At 71.6% G+C, this 10,191-nt stretch carries 10 protein-coding genes; 5 read left to right on the forward strand and 5 right to left on the reverse strand.

The annotated features are described in order from the left end of the window. Positions 1 to 10: 10 nt before the first annotated feature. From AB0K03_RS24865 to AB0K03_RS24880, 4 genes are read right to left on the reverse strand one after another with little or no spacing between them, the layout of a single operon-like run. A complete protein-coding gene (locus AB0K03_RS24865) occupies positions 11 to 1,195 on the reverse strand; it encodes an ABC transporter permease (protein WP_364688791.1) in 1,185 nt (394 codons plus the stop codon). After that, on the reverse strand, positions 1,186 to 1,899 hold the full coding sequence (locus tag AB0K03_RS24870) for an ABC transporter ATP-binding protein (RefSeq protein WP_364688794.1): 714 nt from the start codon (positions 1,897 to 1,899) through the stop codon (positions 1,186 to 1,188). The genes AB0K03_RS24865 and AB0K03_RS24870 overlap by 10 nt, the downstream gene beginning before the upstream one ends. Beyond that, positions 1,896 to 2,951, reverse strand: a complete 1,056-nt coding sequence (locus tag AB0K03_RS24875) for an efflux RND transporter periplasmic adaptor subunit (RefSeq protein WP_364688797.1) — start codon at positions 2,949 to 2,951, stop codon at positions 1,896 to 1,898. The genes AB0K03_RS24870 and AB0K03_RS24875 overlap by 4 nt, the downstream gene beginning before the upstream one ends. Continuing rightward, positions 2,935 to 3,516, reverse strand: a complete 582-nt coding sequence (locus AB0K03_RS24880; RefSeq protein ID WP_364688799.1) for a hypothetical protein — start codon at positions 3,514 to 3,516, stop codon at positions 2,935 to 2,937. The genes AB0K03_RS24875 and AB0K03_RS24880 overlap by 17 nt, the downstream gene beginning before the upstream one ends. 102 nt (positions 3,517 to 3,618) lie before the next feature. Here AB0K03_RS24880 and AB0K03_RS24885 point away from each other — a divergent pair, with 102 nt between their 5' ends. The 3 genes from AB0K03_RS24885 (at position 3,619) to AB0K03_RS24895 (ending at position 6,630) form a co-directional block, all read left to right on the forward strand. Further along, the gene (locus AB0K03_RS24885; protein ID WP_364688802.1) at positions 3,619 to 4,302 is read left to right on the forward strand and encodes a response regulator transcription factor; all 684 of its coding nucleotides are present in this window, start codon (positions 3,619 to 3,621) and stop codon (positions 4,300 to 4,302) included. Beyond that, positions 4,295 to 6,070 carry a HAMP domain-containing sensor histidine kinase gene (locus tag AB0K03_RS24890; protein WP_364688805.1) on the forward strand — a complete coding sequence of 592 codons (1,776 nt, stop codon included), beginning with the start codon at positions 4,295 to 4,297 and terminating at the stop codon, positions 6,068 to 6,070. The genes AB0K03_RS24885 and AB0K03_RS24890 overlap by 8 nt, the downstream gene beginning before the upstream one ends. A 92-nt stretch (positions 6,071 to 6,162) precedes the next feature. Next, positions 6,163 to 6,630 carry a VOC family protein gene (locus tag AB0K03_RS24895; RefSeq protein WP_364688808.1) on the forward strand — a complete coding sequence of 156 codons (468 nt, stop codon included), beginning with the start codon at positions 6,163 to 6,165 and terminating at the stop codon, positions 6,628 to 6,630. Positions 6,631 to 6,638: 8 nt separating this feature from the next. On the opposite strand, the gene AB0K03_RS24900 is transcribed toward AB0K03_RS24895, so the two are convergent. Next, the gene (locus tag AB0K03_RS24900) at positions 6,639 to 8,057 is read right to left on the reverse strand and encodes a DM9 repeat-containing protein (protein WP_364688811.1); all 1,419 of its coding nucleotides are present in this window, start codon (positions 8,055 to 8,057) and stop codon (positions 6,639 to 6,641) included. 406 nt (positions 8,058 to 8,463) lie between these two features. On the opposite strand from AB0K03_RS24900, the gene AB0K03_RS24905 reads away from it, so the two are divergent. Further along, positions 8,464 to 8,700: a hypothetical protein gene (locus AB0K03_RS24905; RefSeq protein ID WP_364688814.1), complete on the forward strand. Its 237-nt coding sequence runs from the start codon at positions 8,464 to 8,466 to the stop codon at positions 8,698 to 8,700. A gap of 361 nt (positions 8,701 to 9,061) precedes the next feature. Continuing rightward, positions 9,062 to 10,063, forward strand: coding sequence for a site-specific integrase (locus AB0K03_RS24910; RefSeq protein ID WP_364688817.1), 1,002 nt, complete (start codon positions 9,062 to 9,064; stop codon positions 10,061 to 10,063). Positions 10,064 to 10,191 lie beyond the last annotated feature (128 nt).

Here is a 10,191-nt window from a genome sequence, read left to right on the forward strand (position 1 = left end):
CTTCTCAGCGTCATGGGGATGCGAGCGCCTCGGTGGGAGGTAGCCGGGCGGCGCGTACCGCGGGGTAGACGCCGGCGATCATTCCGACGAGCGTGGCGCCCCCGAGGCCGGCGGCCGCGACCCAGGACGGAATCGCAACCGGCCAGGAGTGCCACATCGCGTACGCGACGACCGCACCGGCGCCGAGCGCTGTCCCGGCGATGCCGCCCAGCAGCGACAGAGCCGTCGACTCGGCCAGGAACTGGAGGCGGATGTGGCCACGGCGGGCGCCCAGGGCGCGCCGGAGACCGACCTCGCGGCGTCGCTCCAGCACCGAGACGACCATGGTGTTGGCCACCCCGACGGCGCCCACCAGCACCGCCACGCCGGCCAACCCGAGCACCAGGGAACCGAACGTCGTCGCGGTCGCCCGCTTGGCCGCCAGGGCGTCCGAGGGCCGGGAGACGTCGACCATCCCGGGCAGGCGGGGGTTCACCGTCGCGGGCAACACCGCCCGGACGTCCTCGAGGTTCGCCTCGGCCGCGCGTACGTAGAGAACCGTGGGATGGCCGTCGAAGCCGAGGGACCGCTCAGCGACGTCCCACCCGACCACGACCGAGGTGTCCAGGTCGGGGACGAGCGGCACCGGCGCGAGCACCCCGGCGACGACGAACCGGCGGTTGCCGATGGTGATCTGGGGCAGCGGTTCGCCGGGACGCACGGTGGCCACACCGAGTCGCGATGCCGCCTCCCACCCGAGAACCGCCACCGGGAAGCGCGCGGTGGCATCGCTCAGGAAACGCCCCGAGCTCAGTCGTGCGCCGACCGCGGCAAGCAGGTCGGTACGCCCGGCCAGCACGGTGAGGCCGGAGGCGTCGTGCTCGTCGACGCGGTCGGAGCGGCGGGCCACGGTGTGCAGGTTGGCGACCGCGCTGACGTGTTCGACGGGCCCGATCCGGCGGACCATGCCGATCGACTCCGCCGGCAGGGGCTGCGGCTGGTCACCCACGGTGACCGGGTGCACCCGGAGAAGGTTGGTGCCGAGCGTGGCCAGCCGCGCGTCCAGGTCCCGCGCGCTCGAGGCCGGCACCCCGGTCACGACGACCATCGTGGCGATCCCGATGGCGATCCCGAGGGCCGACAGCGCGGCGCGGGCCTTCCGGGTCCGCAGGCCGTGCAGTCCCAGGAGTACGACATCTACCGGTGTCAGCCGCATCTTGTGCCTCCCGCGGAGCGCTCCTCGTTCTCGGCGGACCGGTCGGAGACGATCCGGCCGTCGCGTACGGTGACCCGCCGGGGCAGGCGCGCGGCGACGTCCGTGTCGTGGGTGATCACCGCGATGGTGGCGCCGTCGGCGTGCAGCTCGGTCAGCAGGTCCAGCACCGAGTCGCCGGTCGCGGTGTCCAGCGCGCCGGTCGGCTCGTCGGCGAGGATCACATCGGGCTCGTTGACCACGGCGCGGGCGATCGCGACGCGTTGCTTCTCGCCTCCGGACAGCTGGTGGGGAAGGTGCCGCAGACGGTGGCCCAGCCCCACCCTCTCCAAGGCCTGCTCGGCCAGCCGTCTGCGCCTGCGGCGGGCGACCCCGGCGTAGAGCAGTCCGGTCGCGACGTTCTCCACGGCGGTGCTGCCCTCGGTGAGGTGGAACTGCTGGAAGACGAAGCCGAGCCGCGCGCCGCGCAGGTCCGACAGGCGGCGGTCGGAGAGCCGCGTGACGTCCTCGCCGCCGATGCGGACGATGCCACGCGACGGCAGGTCGAGCGTTCCCATGATGTTGAGCAGCGTCGACTTGCCGGAGCCGGAGGGACCGACGATCCCCAGCAGCTCGCCACGGGTCACCACCAGGGAGACGTCGTCCAGGGCCGTCACCCCGCCCGGGTACTGCCGGGTGACCCGCTCCAGCGCGAGAACCTCGCTCACCGGCCGTCCACCACCGTCAGGCCCGCGGTGATGCCGGGGCCGCTGACCTCGACCATGCCGCCCGCGAACACGCCGGTCGTGGCGGCGATCAGCCCACCGCCGGGGCGTTGCAGGGCGTACCCGCCCTCGCGGAGCGCGACGAGCGTGGTGACCGGGACCATGAGCACGTTCTTGCGGGCCGCCGTCGTGAAGCGGACCTGGACGGGCGCGGTGTCGAGCGCGGCCAGGCTCTTGCCGGCGGACGGCTTCACCGTCACGGTGCGCTTGGGCGGTTCGGCGGAGCCGGGGGAGTCGGCGCCCGACACGATGGACCGGCTGATCGCGGTGACTTTGCCGGGTACCTCGCGGCCGTCCGGAAGGACCACGGCGACCTTCGCGCCGAGCCGCACCGTACGAGCGTCCCCGGCGCTCATGGGGATCGTCACCACCTTGGTCTTCGCGGTCGTCCGGAGCACGACGCCGTCCGCCGGGGCCCCGAGATCGGCGAGCACCTCGCTGACCCGGGCGGGACCGGGCACGATCACGACCTGGCCGGGTCGCAGCGCGCCGGGCGGCGTCACCCCCAGCCGCTGCTGCCACTTCTTGACCTCGTCGAGCATCGGCTGGTCCACCGTGTCCGCCTTCTCGGCGCGGCTCGGGTAGCCCAGTGCGCGCAGATTCCGGCGCAGCTGCAGCACGTCGTTGCCGGTCATCCCGACCCGGTCGATCGTGCGGAACACGGGGGTGTCGCCGTAGAGGACCACGACCGGTTGATCGTTGACGCGGAACAGTTCGGCGCCGCGGCGTACGGCGGCACCCGGCTTCGGCAGCCGGGTCAGCACGCCGGTGCCCGTGCCGCGCACCTCGCGGGCCGCGCCGAAGCCGAGCGTGGCCGGGACCAGCCGGCTGTCGGAGAGGTTGCCGCGCTGCACCGTCGTGGTGGCGACCGACGGGGTGATCACCTGCGGCGGCGCCGGTGGCCCGGTGCGCAGGGCTGCCACGGCCGCGCCCGTACCGGCGCCGGCCCCGGCCATGGCCAGTGCGACGACCAGCAGGCTAGTCCTTCTTCGCACCGAAGGCCTCCAGCATGCACTGTCGCTCCAGCTGCTGCTGGTTCTCGGGTACCGGGGTGTCGCTGCTGTCGTACGTCCACTCGCCGGGCTTGGTCACGTGCACCATGAGCCCGTGGTCGCGCAGGCAGCGCACGTTCTCCTGCCACTGCGCGGCGAAGTTCGGGTTGCGGTCCGGGTCGGTCTCCACCGGTTCGAGCGGCTTCTGCGAGGCGCAGGCGGCGTACGCGGCTTTCGGCTCGCCGCTGGTGTCGAGCAGCCGCTTACCCGTTCCGACAGCCGGCCCCATGGCGTCCTTCTCCTTCGACCGTTCCTTGACGCCGTGCGAGAACAGGCAGTCCCCGTACGCGTCCCAGAGCCGGTCCTTCTCGGCGTCGGTCATGTCGAGGCGCAGCTGCACGCCCTGCGGTGTCCCGGCAGTGTGGGACGGGGCCGCGGTCACCGGGGCGCTCTCCAGCGTCGCCACCCCTGGCTGCTGCTGCTGGTCCTCGCTCTTTGACGAGCAAGCGCTCAGGAGCACCAGTGCGGCCACGGCTGCGACGTACGACGTCTGACGGATGCGATTCATGGGCAGCGATTCTGGCGGCGACTTGTCATGGTCCTGTTGTGATCGCGTAGTGCTTCCATTCGCCGGCCGGCCCGGTACCGCGACCGTCCTACACTCGCCGCCGTGACTGCCAAGCTGCTCGTCGCCGAGGACGACCCCAAGCAGGCGGAGCTGCTGCGCCGCTACCTAGAGCACGAGGGCCACGCGGTGACGGTCGTCGGCGACGGTCGCGCGGCCCTCGACCACATCCGCCGGAACCCGCCCGACCTGCTGGTGCTCGACGTGATGATGCCGCGGGTCGACGGGCTGGACGTGTGCCGGGTGCTGCGGCGCGAGTCGGAGCTGCCGGTGCTCATGCTGACCGCCCGCAGCAGCGAGGACGACCTCCTCCTCGGCCTGGACCTGGGCGCCGACGACTACCTCACCAAGCCCTACAGCCCTCGGGAGCTGGCCGCCCGGATCCGCACGCTGCTGCGTCGCACGCGGGTGCCGGCCGCTGCATCGCCGGTGCTGCGGGTCGGCGGCCTCGAGGTCGATCCCGTACGCCACGAGGTGCGCGTCGACGGCCGCCAGGTCAGCTGCACCCCGGGCGAGTTCCGCCTGCTTGAGGTGATGACCGCCGAGCCGGGCCGGGTCTTCACCCGCGAGCAGCTCCTGCGCCACCTGCACGGCTTCGACTCGTACGTGACGGCACGCACGGTCGACGTCCACGTGCTCAATCTGCGACGCAAGATCGAACCGGGCCCCGGCACCCCGACGCGCCTGCTCACCGTGTACGGCATCGGCTACAAGCTCGCCGATGGCTGACCGGCGGCTCCGCAGCAGCCTCCTCGTACGGTTGCTCGCCGTGTCGATCGTGGTGTCGGTGCTGTCCGTGGCGGCTACCGCGTGGCTTGCCGTACGCGTCACCACCCGGGCCGTGCAGCAGGAACGCGGCCAGGCCCTGGCCGACGGCACCAAGATCTACGACGCGTTGCTCGGGTATGCGGCGACGCACCGCGACTGGTCCGGCGCCGGCCCGCTGGTGCGCGAGCTGGCGCACAGCACCGGCCGCCGCATCGTGGTGACCGGCCGGGACCGGCAGCCGCTCGCCGAGTCCGCCGGTGGACAGCTGCCCGAGCAGGCGTCGGCCACCCTCGACCCGCTCGCGGACGGCATCGACCAGCGCGCCGTCGGGCCCTTCCAGCTGTCCGACAAGGATCGCCGCAGCCTCGACCGCCTCGCCGGCGCCGCCCTGAAATGCTTGAACGGACCACCGAGAACCGGGACGGTCCCCACGGATGTCTCCTTCCTGCAGGCGGCCGTCGCCCAGGCGACGATCGTCCGCGAGCCGACCGGCCGCCCCCGCGTCGAGACGAGCGATCCTTACCAGCCGACCCGCTGCGCCGACGCGCTGAACGACCTCGCCGAGCCCACCGCCGCCGAGCAGCGCGCCCTCGACCAGCTCGGCACGTTGACCAACGCCTGCCTCAAACGGCAACGCCGGGCCCCCGTGGCGATCAGCCTGGGCGGCAGGTGGAGCACCACGCAGGTGACCGGCGACGGCTCCGCGTACTACCGGGCGGTGGAGTCCTGTCTTGCCGGCGCGCGTCGCGAGCAGCTCACGGCGTACGTGGCGCCGCCGGCGCTGCTGTTCGTGCTGGACCCGCGCTCGCCGTCACCCGCCGGCGGCTTCGACCTGTCCCCGGCCAACCAGGCGCGGATCGCCGGTGTCGCCGGTCTCGTCCTGCTGGTCACGATCGGCGTCACCGTGCTGGTCGGCATCCGCGTCGTGCGCCCGCTGCGCGCGCTCACCACCGCGGCCGGCCGGTTGCGGGACGGCGACAGCGCTGCCCTCGTACGCGTGACCGGGCACGACGAGATCGCCCGGCTCGGCAGTGCCTTCAACGCCATGGCCGAGCAGCGCCGCCACATCGAGGGACTGCGCCGGGCCATGGTCGGCGACATCGCCCACGAGATGCGTACGCCGGTGACGAACGTCCGCGGCTGGCTCGAGGCCGCCGACGAGGGCGTGGTGCCGCTCGACAAGGAGCTGATCGGGTCGCTGCTCGAGGAGGCGCTGCTACTGCAGCACGTCATCGACGACCTGCAGGACCTCTCGGCGGCCGACGCGGGCGAACTGCGCCTGCACCTGCAGCAGGTGGAGGTGTCGGAGCTGCTCACGTCGGTCGCCGACGGCTTCGCCGCCACCGCGGGCGGCGTGTCGCTGCGGGCCGTGGCGCCGCCCATGACATGGCGGGCGGACCCGATCCGGCTGCGCCAGGCGGTCGGCAACCTCGTGGCCAACGCCATCCGGCACACCCCGCCGGGCGGTTCGGTCACGCTCTCCGCCCGTACGCAAGGATCCGACCTGGTCATCGACGTGGCCGACACCGGATCCGGAATCCCGGCGGACCAGCAGCATCTGATCTTCGAACGGTTCTGGCGGGCGGAGAAGTCCCGCAGCCGGCAGACCGGCGGGAGCGGCCTCGGCCTCGCGATCGTCCGCAAACTGATCGAGGCGCACGGCGGAACGGCGACGGTGACGAGCACGCCGGGCCAGGGATCGACCTTCACCCTGCGGCTGCCCTCCTGAGGAATTCGCCCGCGGTAGGTGTCACACCCTGGCACCTACCGCTGCGAATCTTGCTCGCGAACCCAACCGTTCACCTTCGAGGAGTCACCGTCATGGCCATCACCACCACCCCCCACCTCAACTTCCGCGGCGACGCCCGCGCGGCGCTGGAGTTCTACCGGTCCGTGTTCGGCGGCCGGCTCACGGTCGTCGCGTACGGCGACTTCGGCATGCCGAAGGCGGCGCCCGACGCCGACAAGGTCGTGTTCGGCCAGGTCACGGCCGACAACGGCTTCAGCATCATGGCGTACGACGTCCCGAGCCACGCCGCTCCCGCCGCTGCCGTCGAGTCGGCTTCGACGGTCCGTGAGAACGGCATGACGCTGACCGGCGAACCGTTCTTCGTGTCCGTCCGCGGCGACTCCGCCGACGAGATGGGCGCGCTGTGGGACAAGCTCGCCGACGGCGCCGACGTGATCGAGAAGTACGGGCCGTCGCAGTGGGCCCCCGGCTTCGGGATGCTCAAGGACCGCTTCGGCGTCACCTGGATCCTCGACGTCGCGGCCCCGTACACCGGCTGACCCGGACGTCATCGGCTGCGATACCCGATGGGTCCCTCACCGGCCCGCTGGTACGTGCCCAGAAAGCCCGCGCCGCCGTCGGTGACGGCGATCGTCCCGCTGTTACCGAGCTTGTCCCGCCAGCTCACCCGTGTCGGCTCGCCCCCGTCCTCGCCCACCGCGAGGACGAGGGGCCCCGACGGATGCCACCCGCCGCCCCACCCCTCCTCGGTCTCGAACCTGCGCGCCACCGGCGCGGCCGGGTGGTCGGCGGACCAGCGGCCGACGAGGTCACCACGGAATTCCTGCGGCTCGCCACCCCGCGTCCGGCACCAGCCGTAGAACTCGTGCATCGCCGCCGCGAACGTGACTGCGTACTCGGTCCCGTCCTGCTGGGCCCAGGCCAGCTGCTCCGGCAGGCTCAGCTCGCCCCGGTCCACGAAGACGGTGACGTCCGGCCCCGGCTGCCCGGTGTCGCGGCGGGTCGCGTACCTCAGCACGGGCTCCGCGGCCTCCTGCTCGCGGAGAATGCGAGCGGAACGGCCGTGCGTGTGCATCGGATCCAGCGTGAGCCGGTACAGCCACATCATGGTCAGCGCATCGTCGGCGCTGGCCACCCGTACCCGATTGGCGCCGGGCCGCAGCCGATCCGCAGGAATGGCGAATTGCATGTGCTGAGGCAGGCCGCCGTTGTTGGGAATGCGCCACCGGTCCACGAGCGAACGACCGTTGACCGTCACGTCCAGAGGGGCGAACCCCGCGTCGGGTCCCCGCATCGACGCGAGCGCCACAATGCCCAGAGTGACCTCCTGCGCGGTGGTCGGCGACGGCACGTCGAACTCGAGCTCCACGAAACCGCCCGCATTCAGCTTGAGATGATCGGTCGCGGCGACAACCCCGCGCACGTCCAGCGAGGCGTTCGCGGTGCGCGCTGGGGCGGTGCCGAAATCGGCGTACGTGGGCGGCATGGGTACGCCGGACCGCTCCCGCGGAATGGGGCTCAGCAGAACCTCGTACGCGTGAATCTTGTGCTCCTGACCGCCGTAGCCGATGTTGGCCGCGCCGAACTCCCTGCGCAGTTTCCCGATGTGGAGATTCCCGGCGCCGAGCGCGGCACGGGCCACAAAGAGGGGCTCGCCGTTGCTGTCGCGGCCGGCCTCGTAGGCGTCGGCGGGCACATCGCCACCCGAAGCGACTCCCCAGATGCCGCGATCCATGAGCACCTCGTACTCGTCGCAGGCAAGCTCGCCGCCGGCCCAGGCGATCGCGGCCACGCCGAAGCCGGGCCGCACCTTGCCGGGATGGACACCACCGTGGGCCGGGGCGCGACAGACCCAGAGAGGGTCGCCGTTCTCCTCGTATCCGTGCGGCGTGGCGCCGTGGGGGATGCGGCCGTTGGTCGCCGGCTGCCAGCGATAGCCGTCATTCTCGTCGGGGAACGTCTCCATGAGGGGAGATGGTCGACGACACGGCGGGCGGCGGCATAGCGATCGCCGCCCTGCCGGGGGCGCGCGTGAAGGACGGTTGGCCTTGAAGGGCAAGGAGGACGGCGCGCCCGGCAGTGTGCTGGCTCAGGACATCGGAATAGGGTGTCTCGGGTCATCGGAATAGGCATGTCTCGGGTCATCGGCATGGCTGCGTGACCCGGCGGCCGCTGGTACGCAGGGTGCGGCGTGTCGAAACGTCGCCTTGTCATCACCGCTGTCCTGGCCGGCACGTCGCGCGTAGCGGGCACGGCCACGGCTGGTCGGTCGGACCCGGGGCCGGCCGCGTGCATCCGTGTCACCTGCCAGGTTGACTTGCCTGCCTCGCCGTTAATCGATCATGATGGGCGGCGTCTGCAAGGAGCTGATCGTGATCGAGCACCCGTACGCGCGGTCGACGCCGCTCGAGGTCCTCATGGGGATGACGTTCATCATGACGGTCGTCTTCCTGAGTATCGATGGCTGGGCCGAGGCGCACCTAGCGGCGCTGATGTCGTTTGCCTGGTTCCTGGTCACCTTTACCCTGTATTTCGTGACATGGCTGCTCCATGGACACGCAGCCTGGCTCAGGGACCGCGGCAGCGTGGGGGACGTCGAAGACGCTTAGTAGGCGGCATGCTGTGGATATCGCAGGCATCCCGTCGCGCAAGCTTCGCTCGGCCGGGCCGGTTGCCTCCGGTGCGCGACGGGATGCAGCTGGACGGCGGGGCATCCCAGAGTCGCCGAGGGACCGGGGCGAGTAGCCCCCGCCGCCGGAGGCCTTCTCCGGGTCGTAGGGCCGGAGGCCCTACCCGCCGGAGGCGAGGCTTCGGCGGCTGGCGAGAGCGTTGGTACGGGCGCAAACGACAGGAACTCCCGGTGCCCGTCGCCCGATCGCCTGTCTGTGCAGCACCGGGTTTGCAGCCGTTCGCGAGCGTACGGCAGCTACCTTCGCCACGAAGCGGGACGCCGACCGGTTCCTCGCCCTGGTGGAGGCGGACACCACGGCCGGCAAGTGGTACGCCCCGGCGGCGGGCCGGACCACGGTGGGGGAGTGGGCGGAACAGTGGTACACGGCCGGGCTCTCGGGCTGGAAACCGAAGACCCGGCACACCTACCGCAGCATTCTCGACCGCCTCGTCGTCCCCGCTCTCGGTCACGTGCAGTTGATCCAGTTACGACCGATCCAGGTTCGGGAATGGGTCGGGGACATGGCGGGTCGCGTCGGCGCTGAACAGGTCCGGCAGGGTTACCGGCTCCTGTCGCAGGTCATGGCCTCGGCGGTCGACAACGACATGATCCCGGTGTCGCCGTGCCGGGGTGTGCGGCTGCCACGCACGCCCCAGGGCGAACCGCACATCCTGACGATCGACGAAGTTACCCGGCTTGCCGACGCCTGTGAGCCCGGTGACCGGGTGCTCGTTTTGCTGCTGGCGTACGGCGGGTTGCGCATCGGTGAGGCGCTGCCGCTGCGCCGTAGGCATCTGGACGTGGACGGCGGCCGGGTCGTGGTGGAGTTCGCCGTGACCGAGCTCCCGGGCGGCCCGGTCATCGACACGCCGAAGGACCACCAACGGCGCGAGCTGCTGGTGCCGGCGTTCGTCGTCGAGGCCGTCCGCCGCTACCTCGCGACGGTGCCGGACGGCCCGGAGGTGTTCGTCTTCCCGGGCAGGCAGAAGCACACCGCGGCGCGCCAGCAGAGCTACAGCGGGTTTCGTCGGCGCTTCCGCCGAGCCGTCGCCGAGGTGGGCTTGAACGACGTCACGCCGCACGACCTGCGGGCCACGCACGCGAGCTGGGTGGCCGATTCGCGCGGCGTGATGACCGCAGCGCGCCGGCTGGGGCATGCCAATGCGAGCGTCACGACCCGGCACTACGCCCGGCCGATCGACGAGCGGGACGCCCAGGTCGCGAGGCACCTCGACGATCTCGGCGCCGGACGTCGATCGGGCACGCGGCGGGCACGGAAGCACAGGAAGGGGAAATCATGAGCAATGATCAAGGGTGTGACCTGGCGCGCCCGGCAGTGTGCTGGCTCAGGACATCGGAAACCCATGTCTCAAGTCATCGGAAACCGGTGTGTCAAGACATAGGAAACTCTGGATGACGGCGATCGTCG

The sequence above is a fragment of the Actinoplanes sp. NPDC049316 genome (genome assembly GCF_040677315.1).
Lineage (GTDB): Bacteria > Actinomycetota > Actinomycetes > Mycobacteriales > Micromonosporaceae > Actinoplanes.